Origin of the sequence: Xanthobacter autotrophicus, assembly GCF_005871085.1 — a bacterium.
Taxonomy (GTDB): Bacteria; Pseudomonadota; Alphaproteobacteria; order Rhizobiales; family Xanthobacteraceae; genus Xanthobacter; species Xanthobacter autotrophicus.
Genome location: NZ_VAUP01000015.1, coordinates 178,595 through 201,174, shown reverse-complemented (window position 1 = coordinate 201,174; position 22,580 = coordinate 178,595). Strand labels below are relative to the sequence as shown.

Sequence of the window (22,580 nt, the reverse complement as noted above, 5' to 3'; positions counted from 1 at the left end):
TCAAGATCCGGCTGTCCACTCGGTGTGGCCCGGACAATTTCAGCTGATCGAAAATTGGTCGGAGCGGGTTACGCGTTTTCGGACGAGGCGATCGCCCTCCCCCCGGGAGGGTGGGGAAGGGGGTGGGGCAGGACTGATCAGGGCCGATAGCTCGCAGCAGTCCGCTTATGTTCAAAGTGTTATATAAGTCGTGTCGGATTTTGTGCAGCAACACAACGCAACAAATGCAACACAAACAAGCTATCTCATGCAATAATATTTCTATGCATGTTGACTATCTGCCCGCCATGTGCAGAATTGTCTTCGGGTTTAGCAGCTCACACACAACATCACTTGACGCCAACTCTTCGGCGCTTCAATTCGGTTACATCCGGGAGCCTCGCGCGCATGTCCAAGGCGCAAGCCTAAAGGCGTGAGGGGCTGTGGTTGTGCGGCTTGCTAACTCCCGGATCTCGCTTCCCGTAGCAAGGAACAACCGACATGACCGTTACCCAAATCGCCCTGGATCCCGTCGTTGCTCTTTTCAACGAGATGGACCGCCTCACAGCCACTTGTGGCAACCTGGCGGACGCTCAGGATGGGCTGGAAAACGACTTGATCTTCTCGTGCCTCGCGGAGGTCGAATCTGCATCCGTCCCGACGACATCGGAGGGCATTCGGCGGAAGATCGAAAGGCACTTCCCGGAACGGGCCGCAGCAGATAGCGACGCGTTCTTCCTGTGCTTCCAAGCCGGAGCGCCAAAGGGAGCGGGAGCAAAGGCCGACAGAGCTTGGCGCGAGTTGCAGGCTATCGCCCGCTCCGCAAAGGCCGGGTACCTCTCGGAAAAGGACATTGAGCGCGCTGCGCTCGTGGAACGCACCGCCGCTTCGCTGGCACAGCCCGCCTTTGCGGGCATCGCGCACGCGATCGCCGAGGGAGTACGCTTGGCAGCGTCGGGGGAAAACCTGCAACTCGTCGGCTGAATGCGTTATCGGGACAGGGCGCCGCCTCGCAAATGCGGGGCGGCTCTCACGCGTCCCCCTGCTGGGGCCCGCGGAGCCGATCATTCATGATCGAGTCGAGCAAGGCGATTAGCTCAGGGTAGCGAGCCGCATCAAGATCGCTCAACCTCTCTACGCCCATGGCCTGCAGCAGCTGCTTTGTAAGGTCGGGCGGCCCTCTGTCGGCCGCTTTGACCAATTCATCTCGGACCCTTGTGAACGTCCACGGTGCGTCGACCAAAGCACCCTTGGCGTTCTTTACCTTGCGGCGTGGCTGCTCGGGCCAAAGTGGGGCGTCGGCCGCCGGCGTCTCCCCCGACGAAATAGGCGCCTGGGGCGCTGACGGAGCGGGGGGATTCGCCGCGGGCGCGTTCACAGGGTCCGCCGGCGAGTCCGGCGATGGAAACTCCGCCTTCACCACTGAGAATGCTGGACCTACAGGCGGAATGATCACTTTCCCCGCATGGGTGAGGCCCAAGGCAGCAAAAAGCTTGGCGATCTCGTCAGGTTCGCCGGTTATCCGAATTTCGACAGCCATGCGCCCGCCTCCCGTCGCGACGCCGGGATACCCGTTTAAGGGCGAAATCCCGCCGCGGTGGTTCCTGCGTGGTTCCCGAGTGCCCGCCGAGAGCGGCCGACAGGCCTTAAGTCTTTGATTTCATTGGTGAGCCCGTCGGGATTCGAACCCGAGACCCCATGATTAAAAGTCACGTGCTCTACCGGCTGAGCTACGGGCTCACTCGACGCTGTGGTTAGGATGCCAAGGCGGCAGGGTCAAGGCCGGCAGCGGCAGGGCCTTTGGAAAGATGCGCGGGGTGGCGTGGGCTGTGCATATCCCAAGCCCATTGACCGGCAGGCGGCCCGTGCCCACCATGGCCCTTCATTGCTCCTGGAATTGCCATGCCCGTCCATAATCACATTGCCTCCGGCGCCGACGAGATTGCGGCCTGGCGTCAGGATTTCCATCGCCATCCCGAGCTCATGTACGATCTGCCCCGCACCAGCGCCGCGGTGGCCGAGAAGCTGCGCGCCTTCGGCTGCGACGAGGTGATCACCGGGCTCGGGCGCACCGGCGTGGTCGGCATCGTGCGTGGACGCGGCGATGGGCCCATGATCGGGCTGCGGGCCGATATGGACGCCCTGCCCATCACCGAGCAGACCGGCGCCGCCTATGCCTCGCAGGCCCCCGGCGTCATGCATGCCTGTGGGCACGACGGGCACACCGCCATGCTGCTGGGCGCGGCACGCCATCTGGCGGAAACCCGCGGCTTCTCCGGCACCGCCGTGCTCATCTTCCAGCCGGCGGAGGAGGGCGGGGCCGGCGCCAAGGCCATGATCGACGACGGCCTGTTCGCCCGCTTCCCGGTGAGCGAGGTCTACGGCATGCACAATCTGCCGGGGCTGCCCGTGGGCCGCTTCGCCATGCGGCAGGGTGGCATCATGGCCTCGTCCGACCGCATCGAAATCCTGGTGGATGGCCGCGGTGCCCATGCGGCCCGGCCCAACCAGGGGGTGGACGTGGTGCTCACCGGCGCCGCCATCATCACCGCCCTGCAACAGGTGGTGTCGCGCAATCTCGATCCGCTCGCCGCCGCGGTCATCTCCATTCCCGTGTTCCATGCGGGGGAGGCGGACAATGTGCTGCCGCCCAGCGCACGGCTCGCCGGCACCATGCGCGCCCTCGATCCCCATGTGCGCGAGGTGCTGCGCGCCCGCATCGTCACGGTCGCGGAAGGGGTGGCCGCCGCCCACGGCGCCACGGCGACGGTGAGCTTCTCACAGGGTTATCCCGTCACCCGCAACCACGCGGCACAAACCGCGTTCGCGGCCGAGGTCGCAGCCGACGTGGCCGGCCTGTCGGAGGTGGATGCCGGCGCCCCGCCGCTGATGGCGGCGGAGGATTTCGCCTTCATGCTGGAGGAGAAGCCGGGCGCCTACATCTTCATCGGCAATGGCGCGTCCGCCGACCTGCACCATCCGGAATACGACTTCGCGGACGCCGCCATTCCCTTCGGCGCGTCCTATTGGGTGCGGCTGGTGGAACGGGCGCTGCCGCTCTCGGTCTGAGGCGGGAGCTGTCCGGGCTTCAGCCCGGAAACTCCAGCAGTTGCCGAACCTTCAGCTCGGCTTGCGCAAAATGAAGGTGAGGAGGCCCTCCGTCACCGTACGCTCTTCCAGCGCGGCGCCGGTCTCGTGCGCCAGATGGGGGATGTCGATCACCGCCATGGGATCGGTACAGGTGACCACGAGGCGCGTTCCGGCGGCCGCTTCCTTCAGCGCCTTGCGGGTGCGCAGGGCGGGCAGGGGGCATTTCAGACCCCTGAGATCCAGTTCCACCGTCTCGGGCGGGCGCGTCTTCAAGCCGCCTGGTCCTTCAGCCGCGCCAGGCTCTCGGCGCGGCCGAGCACCGTGAGCACGTCGAAGATGGGTGGCGAGGTGGGCTTGCCGGTCAGCGCGGCCCGCAGCGGCTGCGCCACGGCGCCAAGCTTGACGCCCTGAGCCTCCGCATAGGCGCGCACGGCGGCCTCTGTGGCGGCGGCGGTCCATTCCACCTGCTCCAGCGCCGGCAGGAGGCGGCCCAGATGGGCGCGCGCCTCCGGCGTGAGCAAAGCGGCGGCCTTGTCGTCCAGCGGCAGCGGGCGCTCGACAAAGATGAACTCCGCGTTGTCCACCAGCTCCACCAGCGTCTTGGCGCGCTCCTTCAGCCCCGGCATGGCGGCGGCGAGCTGGGCGCGACGCTCCGGCGTCATGCGGGCGAGACGATGCTCGGCATCGGGCAGGTGCGGAACCAGCGCGTCGATGGCCGACAGCAGCTCGGCGTCGCTGGAGGCGCGCATATAGTGGCCGTTGAGACTTTCCAGCTTCTGGAAATCGAACCGGGCGGCGGAGCGGCCCACCTTGTCGAGGTCGAAGAAGCCGATCATCTCCTCGGTGGAGAAGACTTCCTGGTCGCCGTGGCTCCAGCCGAGCCGCACCAGATAGTTGCGCAGGGCTGCCGGCAGGTAGCCCATGTCGCGATAGGCATCCACCCCCAGCGCACCATGGCGCTTGGAGAGCTTGGCGCCGTCCGGCCCGTGGATGAGCGGAATATGGGCCATGCGCGGCACCTCCCACCCCAGCGCCCGGTAGATCTGGGTCTGGCGCGCCGCGTTGGTCAGGTGGTCGTCGCCGCGGATCACATGGGTGACGCCCATGTCGTGGTCGTCCACCACCACCGCCAGCATGTAGGTGGGATTGCCATCCGAGCGCAGCAGGACAAGGTCGTCGAGATCCTTGTTGGGGAAGGTCACGGTGCCCTGCACCATGTCGTCGATCACGGTCTCGCCCTCCTGCGGCGCACGCAGGCGAATGACGGGGGCGCGGTCCTTGGGCGCCTCGGACGGGTCGCGGTCGCGCCAGCGGCCGTCATAGCGCGGGGGGCGGCCCTCCTTGCGGGCCAGCTCGCGCATCTCGTCCAGCTCCTGGGGCGTGGCATAGCAACGATAGGCGTTGCCCTGCGCCAGCATCTCCTCCACGGCGGCGCGATGCCGCTCGGCGCGGGCGAACTGGTAGATGGGCTCGCCATCCCAGGTGATGCCCAGCCACTCCAGCCCCTCGATGATGGCGGCGATCGCCTCCTTGGTGGAGCGCTGGCGGTCGGTGTCCTCGATGCGCAGCAGCATCTTGCCGCCGGTGTGGCGGGCATAGAGCCAGTTGAACAGGGCCGTGCGCGCCCCGCCGATGTGCAGGAAGCCGGTGGGGGAGGGGGCGAAGCGGGTGACGATCTGCGACATGGGGAACTCGACGAGGCTCGGTCCAAGGGATGGACGGGGCGGGGCAGTGCGCGGGCGGTGCACGGGGCGGCAGGCGAAAGCCTCTCTGCCGACCGCGCGTGAAGACACGCCATGGCACGCGGGAGGCGCCCGTGTAGCATAGGCGCCGGGCACAAGGAACACGGCCGCCGTCCCCGGCGGACCCGGCACCGGATGCCCTCGGATTGGAACGACCCACAGCGGGGCATCTGGGGCGACATGACGCAGCAGGACCAGCGCCCGGCGCGGAGCAGCGGACGGGCCGCCGTTCTCGGCGGTGCGCGCACAGCCGCGCGCCGGGCGATGCCCCCCGGCCTTGCCCGCGTTCTGGATGTGCTGCGCGCCCGCCTTGCTGCGGACCTTGCTGCCGAGGCGACCTCCGGCCGGCTGATCCTCTGGCTTCCGGCGGCCTTCACTCTCGGCATCCTGTTGTATTTCGGGGCGGCGCAGGAGCCGTCCCTGTCCGTCGCCGTCGCGCTTTTTGCCGTGCTCTGCGGGGGCGCGGTGCTGCTGCGGGCGCGGGCGGTTGCGTTCGGAGCGGTGGTGGGCGTGGCGGCGGTGGCGGCAGGCTTCGCCACTGGCAGCGTCCGCACGGCGCTGGTGGCGCATGAGATCGCCGCCCCAGGCAAGGGACCGGTGCGCCTGTCGGGCTTCGTGGAGCGGGTGGAGCATCGCCCGAAGGGGGACCGCATCCTGCTGCGGCTCGACACCGGCCCGGTGAAGGGGATGGACCCGGTGCCGCGCCTGGTTCGCCTCACCTTGCGCAAGGGATGGGCGCCGCCCGTGGGCACCCATGTCACCCAGTTGACCCAGTTGCTGCCGCCGCTCGGCCCCGCGATGCCCGGTGCCCATGATTTCGGGCGGAACCCCTGGTTCGCCGGCATCGGCGGCGTGGGCTACGGCCTCGGCAAGCCGAAGCTGGCGGAGCCCGCCGAGCCGCCGCTTTCGGTGCGCCTCGCCATGGCGGTGGAGGCGGTGCGCGACAGCCTGTCCCGCCGTATCCGCGCCTCCCTCGCAGGCACGCCGGCGGAGATCGCCGTGGCTCTGGTGGCGGGTGACCGCTCGGCCATCGCGCCCGAGGTGGAGGAGAGCATGCGCGTGTCCGGGCTCACGCACATTCTCTCCATTTCCGGCCTGCACATGGCGCTGGTGGCGGGCACCCTGTTCGTGTTCGTGCGCGGCGGCCTTGCACTGGTGCCGGCGCTGGCGCTGGGCTTTCCCATCAAGTCACTGGCGGCCATCGTCGCCCTCACCGGTAGCGCAGCCTATCTGGTGCTGTCCGGCAATGACGTGCCGGCGCAGCGCTCGTTCGTGATGACGGCCCTGGTGTTGAGCGGGGTACTGGTCGGTCGGCCGGCGCTGACCCTGCGCACCGTCGGCGTGGCGGCGGTTCTCGTGCTCGCCTTCACTCCCGAGGCGGCGCTTGATCCCGGCACGCAGATGTCGTTCGCCGCCACCCTCGCCCTTGTTGCCGCCTATGAGCGCCTGCGGCCCCTGCGGGTCCTGCCGCGTCCGGATGGATGGGTGGGGCAGGGTGTGGTCTGGCTCGCGGTGCTGGTGGGCGGAACGGCGCTGACCTCCCTGGTGGCGGGGCTGGCAACGGCGCCTTACGGCATCTTCCACTTCCAGCGCGTGGCGCCCTATGGCCTCTTGGCCAATCTCGCCGCCATGCCGGCAGTGTCGTTCCTGGTGATGCCGTTCGGCCTGCTGGGCGTGCTGCTGATGCCGTTCGGCTTCGATCATCTGGCCTGGCCGGTGATGGGCAAGGGCATCGAGATCATGGTGGCAGTCTCGGACGCCATCTCGATGCTGCCGGGGGCGGACGGCAGGGTCGATACGGTGGGTGCGCCGACGCTGGCGCTGTTCAGCCTGGGCCTTACCGCGCTTTGCCTGCTGCGCGGCCTGCTCACGACGGTCGCCATCGTGCCGTTCGCCCTCGCCCTGCTGCTGTCCGGCGCGCCACCGCGTCCGGACATTCTCATCGCGCCCGATGCCCAGACGGTGGCCGTGCGTGGTCCGGACGGGCGGCTCTCGGTCCTCGGGGCGCGCAGCCAGCGGCTGGTGGTGGAGCAGTGGATGACGCGGGAGGGCGACATGCGAAAGGCTGGCGCCGAAGGGCTTGCCGCGCTGTTCACCTGCGATCCGCTCGGCTGCACCGCGCCCCTGCCGGGCGGCGGAACCATCGCCGTATCGCGGCGGGCGGAAAGCCTGGAGGCCGATTGCCTGGAATCGCGCATCGTCGTGACGCGGGACATGCCGCCCCGGCACTGTCCGGCCCAAGTGGTCACGCCTGAAACGCTGCAACGCACTGGAACGCTCGCTTATCATTTCCGAAAGGGGACGAGCGGCGGGGAGTGGCAGGTGGAGCCCACCCGCCGACCACACGTCCAGCGACCCTGGATGCAGCCCTTGCCGCCGGAGCCGGCCCCATCGCGCCCGGCAACCGATGACCCGGAAGCCGACGCCGCCTCGGAGTGATGCGGCCAAAAGCATCGACGGACCAAAAAGCAGGGGTGAGAAGCGTCGCTCCAGAAGAGCCGGCCCCGTTGAGCATGGTGACCGCCACGCCCCTCACCCCGTCCCGGCCTCCCCGCTGGGGAGGAAACGCAAATCAGTAGCGGCGCATGAGGCCGATGAGGCGACCCTGGATGCGCACCCGGTCAGGGCCGAAAATGCGGGTCTCATAGGCGGGATTGGCGGCTTCGAGGGCGATGGAGGCGCCTTTCTTGCGCAGGCGCTTCAGCGTTGCTTCCTCGTCGTCCACCAGGGCGACGATGATGTCGCCGGTGTCCGCCGTATCGCACTTGCGGATGAGAACCGTGTCGCCATCCAGGATGCCGGCCTCGATCATGCTGTCGCCCCGCACCTCCAGGGCGAAATGTTCGCCGCTGCCCAGCATCTCGGGCGGAATGTTGAGGGTGTGGCTGCGGGTCTGGATGGCGGATATGGGCGAGCCTGCCGCGATGCGGCCCATGACCGGAACGGTAACCACCTGGCCCGCGCCTTCGTCATCGTCAGAGGCCGGCCGCACCTTGCCGAGGCTGCCCTCGATCACCGACGGGGAGAAGCCGCGACTTGCGGCACGTGGGGTGGCGAGGCCGGGGGCGACGCTGTCAGGCAGGCGCACCACTTCAAGGGCCCGCGCCCGGTTCGGCAAGCGACGAATGAAGCCGCGCTCTTCCAGTGCCGTGATCAGGCGATGGATACCGGACTTGGACCGCAGATCCAGCGCTTCCTTCATCTCGTCGAAGGAGGGGGGTACGCCAGTCTCCTTCAGCCGCTCATGAATGAAGCGAAGCAGGTCGTATTGCTTGCGCGTCAGCATCTCTCGCCCCCTCCGGCGCCAGCCTGTGCGCCGCGAAACAAATCATGAACAGGTTCTATCTGTTCCTTTTGTGTTCCGCAAGGGGTGAAGGCCGGGTTAAGCCTGCTCAATCATCGAAAGGGATGATCTCGCAGGGGTCGCCTGCCGTCGCGGCGGGGGCGAAAGGCGGGCGGATGAGCAGGCAATCGGCCCCCGCCAGTACGCTCAACATGGCGCTGTCCTGGGAGCCGCAGGGGGTCACATGAACCGATCCGTCGGCGTGCCGGTCCATGCGGGCGCGCATGAAATCACGCCGCACGTCATTGGCCGGAACGGCTACGGCGAGGCGCGCCGGTGCGGTCACAGGACCGGGCCGGGCGTCGCCCTGAAGCGCGCGCAGCAGCGGGACCAGGAACACCATGGCGCAGACATGGGAGGAGACCGGATTGCCCGGCAGCCCCAGCACCCGCACGCCGCCCTTGCCGCCGAACATCAGCGGCTTGCCGGGGCGCAGCGCGATCTTGTGTACGAACAGCTCCACCCCTTCCGCGCGCAGCGCCGGAGCCATCAGGTCATGATCGCCCACGGAGGCGCCGCCGGAGGAAATGACGAGGTCGAATTCGCCCGAGAGCGCCTGCGCCACCACGGCGCGGATGGCGGGAAGGTCATCCCGTACCAGGCCGAGGTCCGTCACTTCCGCGCCGGCGCGGCGGGCGAGGGTGGCGAGGCCGAAGGCGTTGGAGACGACGATCTCGCTGTCCTGGCCCGTGCCCTGCCCGGGCAGCACCAGTTCGTCGCCGGTCTGCAGCACCGCCACACGCGGACGCCGGGCCACGGGCAGGAACGCATGGTCCATGGCGGCGGCGAGCATGATATCGCGGCCGGTCAGGCGCCGCCCGGCGAACAGGCCCGGCGTACCGGCGGTAAAATCACAGCCCTTCTTGCGCACGTTGCGCAGGGCAGCGGTGGGGGCGGTGGTGGTAATGGTGTCGCCGTCGCGGCTGATGTTCTCCTGGATCACCACCGTGTCGGCGCCCTCGGGCACCACCGCGCCGGTGAAGATGCGCACCGCCTGGCCCGGCCCCACGGAACCGGTGAAAGGCCGGCCGGCGGCAGATTCGCCGATCACGGCGAGGCGGGCGGGGGTCTGCGCGATATCGCCGCCGCGCACGGCATAGCCATCCATGGCCGACATATCGGCGGGCGGCTGGGTGCGGCGGGCAGGCAGGTCCTGCGCCAGCACGCGCCCATCGGCCAGTGCCACGGGCACCTGCTCGACGCCGAGGGCCGACGCGCCGGCGGTGACCAGGCCGATGGCCTCCTCGACGGTCATGAGGGGCGCCTTCTTGCCGGCCGGCTTTTCGACGCCCGCTGTCATGCTCGGTTCCATCAGTGATTCCGCCGTCTCAGTCTGTGGGCTGTTCCGCGCGGAAATGCCCGCTGGCGCCGCCGGATTTCTCCAGCAGCCGGATACCCTCGATTCGCATGCCGCGATCGGCCGCCTTGGCCATGTCGTAGATGGTGAGGCAGGCCACCGATACGGCGGTCAATGCTTCCATCTCCACCCCGGTCTGGCCCGTGGTCTTGGCCCGCGCCGTCACGTAAAGGCCGGGAAGGGCGGGATCAGGGACGACCTCCACCTCGACCTTGGTGAGCATGAGCGGGTGGCACAGGGGAATCAGCTCATGGGTGCGCTTGGCGGCCATGATGCCGGCGAGGCGCGCGACGCCCATCACGTCGCCCTTCTTGGCGTTGCCGGAGACGATCAGCTCAAGGGTCGCCGGCGCCATGGCCACGCGGCCCTCGGCCAGGGCCTCGCGGGCGGTCGCGGCCTTGTCGGACACGTCCACCATGCGGGCCGAGCCCTCGGCATCGATATGGGTCAGGCTCGCCATGGCCGTCGGTGCGTCCCGGAATCGTTTCGTGCGGGACGGAAGATGGGGCCCGCGGCGGGTCCTGTCCACCTCGGGAAGGGCGGGCAGGCGTTCGCCGGGGCGTTCGTGAGGTGGCGGAGGTGGCGCCTCAGCGCAGGCGGGTCCAGGTCTGCGTCTTGCAAAGCGGCGCCACCACACAGCCGCGCAGCTTCAATGTGTCGTCGCCGTCGAGGGTGATGGAGCCGGAATAGGTCTTGCCATCCTCGGCGTTATAGATGCTGCCGCCGCTCCATTCCTTTGGCCCGCCCGAGAAGCCGGTGAGGATGCTGATGCCCTTTACCGGCCGGCTGCGGAGGGACGCGTTGGCATTGTTCACGTCCTTGAGGTTGGGATCGGCCTTGATGCCCTCGGAGGAGACGAGGCGGCCGCACAGGCTGGCGCCGCACTTGGAAATCTCCACCTGGCCACCCCGCGACGGGGTCTGCCACAGGCCGACGGGGTCGGCGGCCAGGGCCGGGGCACAGAACAGTCCGGCGATGGCGATGCCGGCGAACAGGCGCAGTCTCATGAAAGTCCTCCCATGGGTGCGGCCCACTTGCGGAGCCGTCGCGCCCATTAAGGCCGAACTTTACGTATACGGCAAGCTTAGCCCGCAAGGAGCTGTGACGTAGCGGATGCGACATCATCCTGCCGCATCAGGCTCTCGCCCACGAGGATGGTGCCGATGCCCACCTTGGCGAGCCGGGCCACGTCCTGCGGCGTGAAGATGCCGCTTTCGCCGATGGCGATGCGGTCCTTCGGCACGCGGGGGGCGAGGCGCTCGGAGGTTTCGAGCGACGTCTCGAAGGTGCGCAGGTTGCGGTTGTTGATGCCGATGAGCCGGCACGGCAGGTCGAGCGCCCGCTCCAGCTCGGCGTCGTCGTGCACCTCCACGATGGCATCCATGCCGTAGGCGGCGGCCGCATCGGCGAGGTCGCGGGCGAGCAGGTCGTCCACCCCGGCCATGATGATGAGGATGCAGTCCGCCCCCCAGGCGCGGGCCTCCGCCACCTGGTAGGTGTCGTACATGAAATCCTTGCGCAGCACCGGCAGGTCGACTGCCGCGCGGGCGGAGCCGAGGAATTCCGGCGCGCCCTGGAAGGAGGGGGTGTCGGTGAGCACGGACAGGCAGGTGGCGCCGCCGCGCTGGTAGGCGCGGGCCAGCGCCGGCGGATCGAAGTCAGCCCGGATCAGGCCCTTGGAGGGGCTCGCCTTCTTGATCTCGGCGATGAGCGCGGTGCGCCCTTCCGCCAGGCTGGCAGCGATGGCCTCGGCAAACGGCCGCACACGCGGCGCGGCGCGGGCCGCGGCCTCGATCTCCCCCAGCGGGCGGGCATGCTTGGCGACGGCAATCTCGTCGCGCTTGTAGGCTTCAATCTTCTTCAGAATGTCGATCATTGGGCCGCCTCCGGCGCCAGTTTCTCAGATACGGCCACGAGGTGCTCCAGCCGCGCGCGGGCAGAGCCGGTGTCGAGGCTGACCCGTGCCATCTCGACCCCCTCCTTCAGGTCCTTGGCCCGGCCCGCCACCACCAGGGCAGCGGCGGCATTGAACAGGGACACGTCGCGATAGGCACCCTCGCCGCCGTCCAGCACGGCCCGAAGCGCCTTGGCGTTATGCACGGCGTCGCCGCCCTTCAGGTCCTCCGCCGGATGGCGCTTGAGGCCCACATCCTCCGGCGTGATGGTGAAGGTGTGGATGCGGCCCTCGTCCAGCACGGCGATGTCGGTGTCGCCGGAGATGGTGATCTCGTCCAGCCCGTCGGACCCGTGCACCACGAAGGCCTTCTCCGATCCGAGCGTGCGCAGCACCTCGGCCAAAGGCACGATCCAGGACTTGGCGAACACGCCCACCATCTGCCGGGTGACGCCGGCCGGATTGGAAAGCGGCCCCAAGAGGTTGAAGATGGTGCGCGTGCCCATCTCCACCCGCGTCGGCCCCACATGCTTCATGGCCGGATGGTGGGAGGGGGCGAACATGAAGCCGATGCCGGCCTCCGCGATGCAGCGGGAGATGCCGGCCGGATCAAGGTCGATACGCACCCCCAGCGCCGCCAGCACGTCCGCCGCCCCCGACTTGGAGGAGAGCGCCCGGTTGCCGTGCTTGGCCACCGGCACGCCGGCCCCCGCCACGATGAAGGAAGCACAGGTGGAGATGTTGTAGGAGCCCGAGGCGTCGCCGCCGGTTCCCACCACGTCCACCGCCTCGTTGGGCGCCTCCACGGGCAGCATCTTGGAGCGCATGACGGAGACCGCGCCGGCGATTTCCTCCACCGTCTCCCCGCGCACGCGCAGGCCCATGAGCAGCGCGCCCATCTGGGAGGGGGTGGCCTCGCCCGACATCATCTTGTCGAACACGTAGGCGGCCTCGTCGCGGCTGAGGCTCGCGCCGGTGGCCACCTTGCCGAGGAGGGGTTTGAACTCATTCATGTCTCGTCCTCAGCCTCTCGTGCTCAGCCTTTGGCCTTTTGCGCATTGAAGGCGGCCGCGATCTCAAGGAAATTGCGGATCAGCGCGTGGCCGTTCTCCGAGGCGATGCTCTCGGGGTGGAACTGCACGCCATGGATGGGCAGGCTCTTGTGTGCGAGGCCCATGATCAGCCCGTCCGCCGTGTGCGCCGTCACCTCCAGCGCGTCGGGCAGGGTGTCGCGCTCGACGACGAGGGAATGGTAACGCGTCGCCTGGAACGAATGGTTGAGCCCGCGGAAGACGCTTTTGCCCTCGTGCAGGATCTCGCTCAACTTGCCGTGCATGGGGGTGGGCGCGCGCACCACGTCGCCGCCGAACACCTGCCCGATAGCCTGGTGGCCGAGGCACACGCCGAAGATCGGCACGCTCTCGCCGGCCTTGGCGATGAGGTCGAGGCAGATGCCGGCCTCGTTGGGGGTGCAGGGGCCGGGGGAAAGCACGATGGCGTCGGGCTTCTCGGCCAGCACCTCCTCGATGGTCACCTTGTCGTTGCGATGGACGGTGACGTTCGCGCCCAGCTCGCCCAGGTAATGCACGAGGTTGTAGGTGAAGCTGTCGTAATTATCGATCAGCGTGACGTTGGTCATGGGCACTCCAGGCCCCGAGGATCTCGGGATTTCCGGGCTTAATGCGTGGCCCGGCGGGTGGTCAAGCAAGGGCGGCGAAGGGGGTGCGGCGCTGCCCACGCCATCGGGCCGCCACGACGCCGGCCATGCTCGCGCGCCCATTCCGAACCAGCGGCGACGCGGCCTGTGCATTGAACTGGCGCGCATCCATGGCCTTCACTGCCCCTTGCCGGCGCGGGCGGCGAAGCGCACCGCCTCTTCCCCGGCGCGGAACAGGGCCTTGGCCTTGTTCACGCATTCCTGCTGCTCGCTCTCGGGCACCGAGTCGTAGACGATGCCGGCGCCGGCCTGCACATACATGCGGCCGTCCTTCACCACGGCGGTGCGCAGGACGATGCAGGTGTCCATCTCGCCATTGGCACCGAAATAGCCGATGGCGCCGGCATAGATGCCGCGCTTGTCCTTCTCCAGCTCATCGATGATCTCCATGGCGCGCACCTTGGGCGAGCCGGAGACGGTGCCGGCGGGGAAGCCGGCGGCCAGCGCATCCACCGCGTCGAAGCGCGGGTCCAGCGTGCCTTCCACGTTGGAGACGATGTGCATCACCTGACTGTAGCGCTCGATGAAGAAGCTGTCGGTCACCTTCACCGTGCCGATCTGCGAGACCCGCCCGGCATCGTTGCGGCCGAGGTCCAGCAGCATGAGGTGCTCGGCGCGCTCCTTGGGATCGGCGAGAAGCTCGGCGGCCAGAGCGTCGTCCTCCACATGGCTGGCGCCGCGCTTGCGGGTGCCGGCGATGGGACGGATGGTCACCTGCCCGCCGCGTAGCCGCACCAGGATCTCAGGTGAAGAACACACCACGGAGAAGCCGTCGAAGTTGAGATAGACCAGGAACGGCGCCGGGTTCACGCGCCTGAGCGCCCGGTAGAGGGCGAAGGGCGGCAGGGTGAACGGGCTCTCGAAGCGCTGCGACAGCACCACCTGGAAGATGTCGCCGGCGCGGATGTAGTCCTTGGCCTTGTCCACCATGGCGCAGAATTCGTCGGCATCGGTGTTGGAGACCGGTACCACCTCGCCGTGGAACGGCTCCGGCGCAGGATGGGCGATGGCACGGTCGAGCCCCGCCACCACCTGGTCGAGCCGCTCCAGCGCCGCCTCATAGGCCGCGCGGGGGGAGACGCCCTCCTTCGGGCGCACCGGGGTGACGGCGGTCAATTCGTCCTTCACCGCGTCGAACACCACCATGAGGGTGGGGCGGATGAGCAGGGCCTCGGGCACGCCGATGGGATCGGGCTTGGCGGGGGCCAGCTTCTCCATCTGCCGCACCATGTCGTAGCCGAGATAGCCGAACACGCCCGCCGCCATGGGCGGGGCGCCGGCCGGCAGGTCGATGGCCGATTCGGCGAGGAGGGTGCGCAGCGCCTTCAGCGGCGGCTCGGGGCAGAGGACGAAAGCGTCCTTGTCCGTCGCCGGCGTGCGGTTGATCTCCGCCGTGTCGCCGGAGGCGCGGAAGATGAGGTCGGGCGCGAGCCCGATCATGGAATAGCGCCCGCGCGTCTGCCCGCCCTCCACCGATTCGAGGAGGAAGGCGTTGGGGGTGTCACCGGCGAGCTTCAGGAAGGCCGAGACCGGGGTTTCCAGGTCGGCCACCAGGGTAGTGGAGACCACCTGCGCCTCGCCCTTCAGGTAGCGCGAGGTGAAGAGGTCGAAATCGGTGGGTGCGTTCACGCTGTGGCCCACCTTCAGTTGGTCGCGCCCGCGCCCGTGGCCTGGGCGAAGAGCTTGTCGTTGATCTTCACGCCGATGTCCTTCTGGATGGCGGAAAGATACTGCAGCAACACGTCGTTCTCGATCTGGCGCGACAGCTCGGCCGAGGCGCGCGAGGTGTCCATGTCCGGCGGCGGCACCATGATCTTGGTCACCTCGAAGACGATGCGGTCGGGCTCGGTGGCACCGAGCGCGACACCGAAGCCGCCTTCCTTCACGTCGAACACGCTGGCGATGCTCTCGGCGCTGAACGGCCCGGCGGCACGGCCGCGACGCAGGCTGTCGGCGATCTGGAGCGGCAGGTCCGCCTCGGCGGCCACCTGGGCCAGCGGGGTCCCGGCCTTGGCCTTGTCGAGGAGGGCGGTGGCCTTGGCCTCCACCGCCTTCTCGGTCTCCGCCTCGGTCCAGCGGACGGTGACGGCGGCCTTGGCCTCCTCGAAGGTGCGGTCGCTGGCTGCCGTGATGGCATTGGTCTCGTACCAGACGAAACCGCCGTTCTGCGGCAGCTGGACGGTGTCGGTCTCGACCCCCGGCTGGGCAGCGAAGGCGCCGGACAGCACGTCCGCGCCGCCGGGCACGTCGGCCGGGTCACCGGCCGGGGTGTGGCCGGAGCGGTCCACCGCGTCGAAGGTCTGGAGCTTGAGGCCGAGCTTCTGCGCCACTTCGGCGAGGGTGGAGCCGGAGGCGCGCTCGTCCTCCACCTGGTCGTGCTTGTCGAGCAGAGCCCGGCGGGCGCGATCAAGGCGCAGGTCGGCGATGATCTGGTCCTTCACGGCCTCGAACGGCTGGCGGGCGCCGGGTTCGATCTTGGTGACATGCACCAGCACGGTGCCAAAGCGGCCCTCAACCACACTCACCGCGCCCTCGGGCATGGCGAAGGCGGCATCGGCGATCTTCGGATCGAGGATGGCGGACTTCGCCACGAGGCCGAGGTCGGTGTCCTTGGCGGTCAAGCCGCGCCCGGCGGCGATATCGGCGAAGCTCGCGCCGGCCTTGATCTTCTCGTCGGCCGCCTGGGCATCGGCGGCGGAGGTGAAGACGATCTGCTGCACCTCGCGGCGCTCGGGCGTGCCGAAGCGGGCGAGGTTGCGCTCGTAATCGGCCTTGGCGTCGGCGTCCGTCACCGTCTCGGCGGCGGCGAGCGTCACTGGAGTCAGCGCCAGAACGCTGATCTTGCGGTACTCCGGGGCGCGGAAGGTGACCTTGTGAGCGTCGAAATAGGTGCGCAGCACCTCGTCCGTGGGAGCGGCGAGGGGGCCGGCGGCCGCCGGGGTGACGCGCACGTAGGAGGCGGTACGCGTCTCGTTCTCAAAGCGGCCCACCGCTTCGATGAGCACCTGCGGCACCGCCACACCGGCGCCCAGCGACTTCAGCAGCTGGTCGCGCACGGCGCGCTGGCGCTCGGAGGCCACGAAACGCTGTTCGGTGAGATTGTTGGAGCGCAGCAACTGCTGGAAATAGGCCGGATCGAAGCTGGTCGCCCCAGGGCGGCGGAAATTGGGGTTTTCGGCGATCTCGCGCGCGATCTGCTCGTCTGACACGGCGAGGGCGAGGCGGGAGGCCTGTTCGTCCAGCGTGGCGTCGGCGATCATCTGGTTGAGGATCTGGCGGTCGAGGCCGAAGGCACGGGCCTGGTCCGGCGTGATCGGACGGCCGGCACGGCGGCTGATCTGCTGGAGCTGATCGAGATACTGGCGCCGGAACGCATCGGCGGAAATCTCGGTGGAGCCGACGCTCGCCACCGCAGTCGCGCCCATGCCACGGAACACGTCCGCGATGCCCCACACCAGGAAGCTGAGCGTGAGGATGACGAGGAAGATCTTGGCGATCCAGCCGGACGCGCCCTTACGAAGGGTCTGAAGTACCATCGACGGTTCGTTCTCGTTTTGGCCGGGTCCGGCGCGAAGCGGCGCATGATAGTGAGGCCGCCATGCTCCCGCAACGGCGCATCTTGATGCCTTTTGGCCGGGAAAGGGCTCTGATAGAGCGGACCCCGATCAACCTTAAAGGAGAGCTGAACCATGCCCGCTTCCCGCCGCGTCCTGATCGCCGGCAATTGGAAAATGAACGGGCTCAAGAGCTCCCTCACCGAGATTGAGGCCTTGGCCGCAGGCTATGATGGCGACCTCAAGGCCAAGCTGGACCTTCTGGTCTGCCCGCCGGCGACGCTCCTGATCTCCGCCGCCGAGCGGCTCGCCGGCTCCGGCGTGCAGCTCGGCGGCCAGAATTGCCATCCGGCCCCAGCCGGTGCCCACACCGGCGGCATTTCCGCCGAGATGCTGAAGGATGCCGGCGTCACGTCGGTCATCGTCGGCCACTCCGAGCGCCGCACCAACCTGTCGGAGAGCGATGCGGTGGTGATGGCCAAGGTAAAGGCCGCCTGGTGCTTCGGGCTGCTGCCCATCGTCTGCGTCGGCGAGACCGCCGAGGAGCGCGATGCCGGCGAGGCCGTGGGGGTGGTGACGCGCCAGGTCCACCAGTCGCTGCCGGAAGGCTGCACGGCGTCCAACCTGGTCATCGCCTACGAGCCGGTCTGGGCCATCGGCACCGGCCGCACGCCCACCCCGGAGGACGTAGCCAACATTCACGGCACCATCCGCTCCGTGCTCAGGTCGCAGTTCGGCGTCGAGGCGGACGGTATCCGCATCCTTTATGGCGGCTCGGTGAAGCCGGACAATGCGGCCACCCTCATGGCGGTCGCCGATGTGGATGGGGCCCTGGTGGGCGGCGCCAGCCTGAAGGCGGCGGATTTCCTCGCCATTGCCCGGGCCACCCCGGCGCGGTGAGAAGGCCCTCTGCGGTCAGTCCTTGCGGAACCCGGAAGTCCGGGTTCCGGCCAGGCCCGGTGCCGACGGTCAGAAGGTGATGAGGCCGATCATCTGCTTGATGAGGCTCAGCTCCTCGCCGCTGGTGGGCGTGGTCTGGGACACGAAATCAAACACCTTGCCGTCCTTCAGCCCGTACTGGGCGACGCGGCTGACGCGCTTGTTCTTGTCGAAATAGATGGCCAGCACCTTCTGCTCGGTGATCTCCGGCTTCAGGAACGCCACCTTCTGCGCGGTCTGCGAGATATAGAAGAAGGCCTCGCCGTTCACCGTCGCGACGGTGGAGGGGGTGCCGAGCACAAGCAGCACCTGCTCCTGGCTCGATCCCACCGGAACCTGCTCCAGAGCGCCCTCGGCCAGCACATAGCCGCGCTGGTAGGTGCGGGTCATGCCGGAAATGGTGGTACCGCTGCCGCCCACCATGTCGCCGCAGCCGGCCAGCCCCAGGGCGGCGAGGAGCAGCGCCGTGGTGGCGGCCCTGGATCCGGAAACGGAGTTCGCGGAACCCGCGCTGTTGGAATTCATGCCGCCCCGCATGTCCTTCAATTCATGTGACGCCACACGCTTCCCCATATGTTCGCCCGCCGTGCCCCGAGAGGCCGGCGCCTGCCGCCGCCGCATCACCGCCGTATCGCCGCCCCTTGCCACAGGGCCGGCGGCGCGTTACGCCGCTTGGCCGAATGCCAGTCCCACCGCCTGGACCGTCTCGCCCCGGATTTGCGATGTTCAACCTGTTCCGCTCGTCCAAGACCCGCGCGATGTCGCGCGCGACCATTGAGCGCCTGTATGGCGCGATCGTGGCACAGTCGCGGCGGGCGGACTTCTACACCGACTTCGGCGTGCCCGATACGCTCGAAGGCCGCTTCGAGATGGTGGTTCTCCACACCGTCCTCGCCTGCCGCCGCCTGAAGGGCGGCGACGCGCTTGAACGGGCCATGTCGCAGGATATCTTCGACGCCTTCGCCGCCGACATGGATGCCGCCATGCGCGAGATCGGCATCGGCGACCTGACCGTACCCAAGAAGATGAAAAAAATCGGCGAGGCCTTCTTTGGCCGCGCCGCCGCCTATGACGCGGCCCTGGCCGAGGCGGACGACGCCGCGCTGGCCCAGGCCGTATCGCGCAATATCCTTTCCGCCGGCGAAGCTGAGCCTTCGCCTGAAGCCGTTGCGCTCGCCGCCTATGTGCGCGTCGCCGCGGCGACGCTCGATGCAACGCCGTTCGAGGTCCTTGCCCGCGGCGTGCTGGAGCTGCCCGACCCCGCCGTGCGGGAGAACGAGACATGACCGATCTACCCTATTCCTATCCCTTCTCCGTGCTCGATCTGCCCGCCGGCGGTTTCGACCTGGCACTTTCCCCGGATGCGGCCACCTGCGCCGCCATCGCCAGCCTTGCCGGGGTGATCGCGGTGGAGGACGTGAAGGCGAACCTTCATCTCGCGCCCGAGGGCGGGGCAGGGGCCCATGTGACCGGCCTCGTCACCGCCACCATCCGGCAGGAATGCGGCGTCACGCTGGAGCCATTCGACGCGCCGCTCTCCGAGGAGATCGACGTCCATTTCGTGCCGCCTGGCACCTACAAGCCCGCGCCGACCGACGAGGAGAACGGGATCGACCCGCCCGACGAGACCGAGGATGGCCATATCGACGTCGGTGCGCTGGTCTGCGAATTCCTGATCCTCGGCATCGATCCCTATCCCCGCAAGCCCGGTGCGGTGTTCGAGCCGCCGGCCGAGGACCCCGCCGCCTTGCCCTTCGCTGCCCTGGCGCGGCTGAAGGACAGCGAGTGACATCAATTTCTCCGAGGCGCCTGCCATCGTGGCGCCCGTCGAACGCCGCGCGCCAGTTGCGATGCGGGCGCGAGACGTTATTGTCCGCCCGCCGAAGCGCCGGCCGTCATGCGGGGAGCCTCTTCACCCCCGGGGCGCCGCCGCCTTTGAACCCGCAAGAAAGCCCAAGGGACACCTGCCTGAGATGACCGCACCCGTCCGCATCGCCCTCGACGCCATGGGCGGCGACCATGGACCCGAGACGGTCCTTGCCGGGGCGGAAATCTCCCTCTGGCGCCATCCGGACACCTCTTTCGTCCTGTATGGCGACGAGGAGCGGGTGACCAATGTGCTGAAAAGCCATCCCAAGCTCGCCGCCGTCTCCCGCATCGTCCACACCGACGTGGTGGTGGGCATGGACGACAAGCCGAGCCAGGCCCTGCGTCGCGGCCGCTACAAATCGTCCATGTGGCGCGCCATCGACGCGGTGAAGCTCAAGGAAGCGGACGTGGCCGTCTCCGCCGGCAATACCGGCGCGCTCATGGCCATGGCCAATTTCAACCTGCGCACCATGCCGGGAATCAGCCGCCCGGCCATCGCCGCCATCTGGCCGACCCTGCGCGGGGAAAGCGTGGTGCTGGACGTGGGCGCCTCCATCGGCGCCACCGCCAAGAGCCTGGTGGAGATGGCCATCATGGGCTCGGCCATGGCCCGTGTCCTGTTCGACCTCGAGGCCCCCACCGTGGGGCTGCTCAATGTGGGCGTCGAGGAGATCAAGGGCGTCGAGGAGGTCAAGGAGGCCGCCCGCATCCTCCGCGAGGAGGTAGTGGGGGTGAACTATCGCGGCTTCGTCGAGGGTAACGACATCGGCGCCGGCACGGTGGACGTGGTGGTGACCGAGGGATTTTCCGGCAATATCGCGCTCAAGACGGCCGAAGGCACCGCCAAGCAGCTCGGCTCCTACCTCCGCGCGGCCATGGGGCGCACGTGGAGGGCGCGAATCGGCTATCTGCTCGCCCGGGACGCCTTCCGCGTGCTGCGGGAGAAGATGGACCCGCGCCGGGCCAACGGCGGGGTATTCCTCGGCCTCAACGGCATTGTCATCAAGAGCCACGGCGGGACCGACGCGGAGGGATTCGCCGCCGCCGTTGATCTCGCCTACGACATGGTGCGTAACGAGCTTCTCGCGCGCATCGAAAAGAGCCTCGTCGGCCGCCAGCCGCAGGTCGTTGCAGTATCCCGGCCGCAGGCCGCAGGGGTGGAAGGGCAATCGTGAGCGGAATCAGGTCCGTCGCCCGGGGATCCGGGTCCTATCTGCCCGAGAGGGTGCTCTCCAACGACGATCTCGCGCGGCGCATCGACACGTCCGACGACTGGATCGTGCAGCGCACCGGCATCCGCCAGCGCTATATCGCCGCCGAGGGTGAGTTCACCTCACATCTGGCCCTGAAGGCCGCCGAGCGGGCGCTTGCCGACGCGGGCTTCGCCGCGCGCGACATCGACCTCATCATCCTCGCCACCGCCACCCCGGACCAGACCTTTCCCGCCACCGCCGTGACGGTGCAGGCGGAGCTCGGCATCACCCGCGGGGCGGCGTTCGACATCCAGGCGGTGTGCTCCGGCTTCGTGTTCGGCCTCGCCACCGCCGATGCCTATCTGAAGAGCGGCGCCTTCGAGCGCGCGCTGGTGATCGGCGCCGAGACCTTTTCCCGAATCCTCGACTGGGAGGATCGCGGCACCTGCGTGCTGTTCGGCGACGGGGCAGGGGCCATGGTGCTGGAGGCGGTGCGGGAAGACGACGCCCACGGTGCCGGTCTCCTCACCTCGCATCTGCGCTCGGACGGGCGGCACCGCAGCAAGCTGTTCGTCGATGGCGGCCCGTCCAGCACGGGAACCGTGGGCCACCTGCGCATGGAAGGCCGCGAGGTCTTCAAGCATGCCGTGGGCATGATCACTGACGTGATCGAGGCCGCCTTTGCCGCCACGGGTGAAAGCGCTGCGAGCATCGACTGGTTCGTGCCCCACCAGGCCAACCGGCGCATCATCGACGCCAGCGCGCTGAAGCTGGGCATCGCCCCCGAAAAGGTGGTGACCACGGTGGACCAGCACGGAAATACCTCAGCCGCCTCCATTCCGCTGGCCTTCGACCTTGCGGTCAAGGACGGGCGCATCAAGAGGGGCGATCTGGTGCTGTTGGAGGCCATGGGCGGAGGCTTCACCTGGGGATCGGCACTGCTGCGCTGGTAATTGATTTAAGTCGTTGACCGACCTTGGCAAGCGCGGCTAGTTTGCGTTGCACATCCTTCGCCAGTACTGGGTAGCCATGGAGTGTGCGGCAATCGCACCGTCACATTCCTGAAGCGTGCTCTGTTAAAATTGCCGAAGTTCTGCGATCCGCGTCCGTTGAACGGGGCTTCGAGCGGTTCGCTTTCTTTCTGGGGCCGGGGTGACAAATGGCTGGTCGGACCGTAACGCGGGCGGATCTGTGTGAGGCCGTCTATCAGCAGGTGGGGCTGTCTCGCACCGAATCCGCCCAGCTGGTGGAGATGGTTCTGAAGGAGATCGCCGACTGCCTGGCCCGCGGCGAGACGGTTAAGCTCTCGTCGTTTGGCTCCTTCGTCGTGCGCGAGAAGGGCGAGCGAGTCGGCCGCAATCCCAAGACCGGCGAGGAAGTGCCCATCGAGCCGCGCCGGGTCATGGTGTTCAAGCCCTCCAGCATCCTCAAGCACCGCATCAACGGCACCGTGGGTGACGAGGCGGACGAGGACTGACCTGCCTAAGGGCAGGGGACAAAGGGCAGGGGACAAGGCGCGACCCGCCGCCGCGCAATGAGCCGCCACAACTTCCCGCCCGCCGCGATCACCCGTATGATTCCATCAGGACTTCGGGGCGATTCGGTCGATTGAGGCGGGAGACACGGTGGACGCGCGCGACACGGAGAAAGCTCCGGACGCCTTCCGGACCATCAGCGAGGTCGCCGAAGACCTGGCCCTTCCGCAGCACGTCCTGCGGTTCTGGGAGACGCGATTCCCCCAGATCAAGCCCATCAAGCGGGCTGGCGGCCGGCGCTTCTACCGCCCGGAGGACGTGGACCTCCTGCGTGGCATCCGCCACCTCCTTTATACAGACGGCTTCACCATCAAGGGCGCGCAACGCATCCTGAAGGATCAGGGCGTGCGCTACGTGCAGGACCTCGG

Annotated in this window: 22 protein-coding genes, 1 tRNA gene and 1 pseudogene; 10 read left to right on the top strand and 14 right to left on the bottom strand. The window is 68.2% G+C overall.

Features of this window, described 5'->3' with window-relative positions; translation table 11 throughout:
- Positions 1-480 precede the first annotated feature (480 nt).
- Positions 481-963, top strand: a complete 483-nt coding sequence (locus FBQ73_RS05625; protein WP_138398513.1) for a hypothetical protein — start codon at positions 481-483, stop codon at positions 961-963.
- Positions 964-1,009: 46 nt separating this feature from the next.
- On the opposite strand, the gene FBQ73_RS05620 is transcribed toward FBQ73_RS05625, so the two are convergent.
- Both FBQ73_RS05620 and FBQ73_RS05615 read right to left on the bottom strand, forming a co-directional pair.
- A complete protein-coding gene (locus FBQ73_RS05620; protein WP_138398512.1) occupies positions 1,010-1,519 on the bottom strand; it encodes a hypothetical protein in 510 nt (169 codons plus the stop codon).
- A 124-nt stretch (positions 1,520-1,643) separates the two neighbouring features.
- A tRNA-Lys gene (locus FBQ73_RS05615) sits at positions 1,644-1,719 on the bottom strand.
- A gap of 162 nt (positions 1,720-1,881) precedes the next feature.
- On the opposite strand from FBQ73_RS05615, the gene FBQ73_RS05610 reads away from it, so the two are divergent.
- Positions 1,882-3,048 carry a M20 aminoacylase family protein gene (locus tag FBQ73_RS05610; RefSeq protein WP_138398511.1) on the top strand — a complete coding sequence of 389 codons (1,167 nt, stop codon included), beginning with the start codon at positions 1,882-1,884 and terminating at the stop codon, positions 3,046-3,048.
- A 51-nt stretch (positions 3,049-3,099) separates the two neighbouring features.
- Here the strand turns inward: FBQ73_RS05610 and FBQ73_RS05605 are convergent, their stop codons facing one another.
- Together FBQ73_RS05605 and gltX are read right to left on the bottom strand one after the other, a co-directional pair.
- On the bottom strand, positions 3,100-3,342 hold the full coding sequence (locus tag FBQ73_RS05605; protein WP_138398510.1) for a sulfurtransferase TusA family protein: 243 nt from the start codon (positions 3,340-3,342) through the stop codon (positions 3,100-3,102).
- Positions 3,339-4,754 carry a glutamate--tRNA ligase gene (gene gltX / locus FBQ73_RS05600; protein ID WP_138398509.1) on the bottom strand — a complete coding sequence of 472 codons (1,416 nt, stop codon included), beginning with the start codon at positions 4,752-4,754 and terminating at the stop codon, positions 3,339-3,341. The genes FBQ73_RS05605 and gltX overlap by 4 nt, the downstream gene beginning before the upstream one ends.
- 192 nt (positions 4,755-4,946) lie before the next feature.
- Between gltX and FBQ73_RS05595 the strand changes: the two genes are divergently transcribed.
- Entirely contained in the window at positions 4,947-7,250 is a 2,304-nt protein-coding gene (locus FBQ73_RS05595) for a ComEC/Rec2 family competence protein (RefSeq protein WP_170218758.1), read from the top strand.
- 133 nt (positions 7,251-7,383) lie between these two features.
- On the opposite strand, the gene lexA is transcribed toward FBQ73_RS05595, so the two are convergent.
- The 9 genes from lexA to FBQ73_RS05550 all read right to left on the bottom strand — a co-directional run bounded on the left by lexA (position 7,384) and on the right by FBQ73_RS05550 (position 16,658).
- Positions 7,384-8,097 carry a transcriptional repressor LexA gene (gene lexA, locus FBQ73_RS05590; protein ID WP_138398507.1) on the bottom strand — a complete coding sequence of 238 codons (714 nt, stop codon included), beginning with the start codon at positions 8,095-8,097 and terminating at the stop codon, positions 7,384-7,386.
- Positions 8,098-8,203: 106 nt separating this feature from the next.
- Positions 8,204-9,454 (bottom strand): molybdopterin molybdotransferase MoeA, encoded by a 1,251-nt coding sequence (locus tag FBQ73_RS05585; protein WP_246089585.1) that lies wholly within the window; start codon positions 9,452-9,454, stop codon positions 8,204-8,206.
- Between the two features lie 28 nt (positions 9,455-9,482).
- Positions 9,483-9,971, bottom strand: coding sequence for a cyclic pyranopterin monophosphate synthase MoaC (gene moaC / locus FBQ73_RS05580; RefSeq protein ID WP_138398505.1), 489 nt, complete (start codon positions 9,969-9,971; stop codon positions 9,483-9,485).
- Positions 9,972-10,098: 127 nt separating this feature from the next.
- Positions 10,099-10,518: a DUF2147 domain-containing protein gene (locus FBQ73_RS05575; protein ID WP_138398504.1), complete on the bottom strand. Its 420-nt coding sequence runs from the start codon at positions 10,516-10,518 to the stop codon at positions 10,099-10,101.
- A 77-nt stretch (positions 10,519-10,595) separates the two neighbouring features.
- Positions 10,596-11,387 carry an indole-3-glycerol phosphate synthase TrpC gene (gene trpC, locus FBQ73_RS05570; protein WP_138398503.1) on the bottom strand — a complete coding sequence of 264 codons (792 nt, stop codon included), beginning with the start codon at positions 11,385-11,387 and terminating at the stop codon, positions 10,596-10,598.
- Entirely contained in the window at positions 11,384-12,418 is a 1,035-nt protein-coding gene (gene trpD / locus FBQ73_RS05565) for an anthranilate phosphoribosyltransferase (protein ID WP_138398502.1), read from the bottom strand. Before trpD ends, trpC begins: the two co-directional genes overlap by 4 nt.
- Before the next feature lie 23 nt (positions 12,419-12,441).
- Positions 12,442-13,044, bottom strand: coding sequence for an anthranilate synthase component II (locus tag FBQ73_RS05560; RefSeq protein WP_012116347.1), 603 nt, complete (start codon positions 13,042-13,044; stop codon positions 12,442-12,444).
- Positions 13,045-13,239: 195 nt separating this feature from the next.
- Positions 13,240-14,751, bottom strand: a complete 1,512-nt coding sequence (trpE, locus tag FBQ73_RS05555) for an anthranilate synthase component I (protein WP_138398501.1) — start codon at positions 14,749-14,751, stop codon at positions 13,240-13,242.
- A gap of 14 nt (positions 14,752-14,765) precedes the next feature.
- Complete coding sequence (locus FBQ73_RS05550) at positions 14,766-16,658, bottom strand: peptidylprolyl isomerase (RefSeq protein ID WP_138398500.1); 1,893 nt, start codon at positions 16,656-16,658, stop codon at positions 14,766-14,768.
- Positions 16,659-16,811: 153 nt separating this feature from the next.
- Between FBQ73_RS05550 and tpiA the strand changes: the two genes are divergently transcribed.
- A complete protein-coding gene (tpiA, locus tag FBQ73_RS05545) occupies positions 16,812-17,576 on the top strand; it encodes a triose-phosphate isomerase (protein ID WP_138398499.1) in 765 nt (254 codons plus the stop codon).
- A gap of 69 nt (positions 17,577-17,645) precedes the next feature.
- Here the strand turns inward: tpiA and FBQ73_RS05540 are convergent, their stop codons facing one another.
- Positions 17,646-18,140: an outer membrane protein assembly factor BamE gene (locus FBQ73_RS05540; protein ID WP_138398498.1), complete on the bottom strand. Its 495-nt coding sequence runs from the start codon at positions 18,138-18,140 to the stop codon at positions 17,646-17,648.
- Between the two features lie 197 nt (positions 18,141-18,337).
- Between FBQ73_RS05540 and FBQ73_RS05535 the strand changes: the two genes are divergently transcribed.
- From FBQ73_RS05535 to FBQ73_RS23075, 6 genes and pseudogenes are all read left to right on the top strand, one after another.
- On the top strand, positions 18,338-18,901 hold the full coding sequence (locus FBQ73_RS05535; protein ID WP_138398497.1) for a ubiquinol-cytochrome C chaperone family protein: 564 nt from the start codon (positions 18,338-18,340) through the stop codon (positions 18,899-18,901).
- Positions 18,898-19,404, top strand: a complete 507-nt coding sequence (locus FBQ73_RS05530; protein ID WP_138398496.1) for a YceD family protein — start codon at positions 18,898-18,900, stop codon at positions 19,402-19,404. Before FBQ73_RS05535 ends, FBQ73_RS05530 begins: the two co-directional genes overlap by 4 nt.
- 184 nt (positions 19,405-19,588) lie before the next feature.
- Positions 19,589-20,659 carry a phosphate acyltransferase PlsX gene (gene plsX / locus FBQ73_RS05525; protein ID WP_138398495.1) on the top strand — a complete coding sequence of 357 codons (1,071 nt, stop codon included), beginning with the start codon at positions 19,589-19,591 and terminating at the stop codon, positions 20,657-20,659.
- Positions 20,656-21,630, top strand: coding sequence for a beta-ketoacyl-ACP synthase III (locus FBQ73_RS05520; RefSeq protein WP_138398494.1), 975 nt, complete (start codon positions 20,656-20,658; stop codon positions 21,628-21,630). The genes plsX and FBQ73_RS05520 overlap by 4 nt, the downstream gene beginning before the upstream one ends.
- A 206-nt stretch (positions 21,631-21,836) precedes the next feature.
- The gene (locus tag FBQ73_RS05515) at positions 21,837-22,154 is read left to right on the top strand and encodes an integration host factor subunit alpha (RefSeq protein WP_138398493.1); all 318 of its coding nucleotides are present in this window, start codon (positions 21,837-21,839) and stop codon (positions 22,152-22,154) included.
- Positions 22,155-22,302: 148 nt separating this feature from the next.
- Positions 22,303-22,578 (top strand): annotated as a pseudogene (locus FBQ73_RS23075) (MerR family transcriptional regulator); the annotation flags it as partial.
- Positions 22,579-22,580 lie beyond the last annotated feature (2 nt).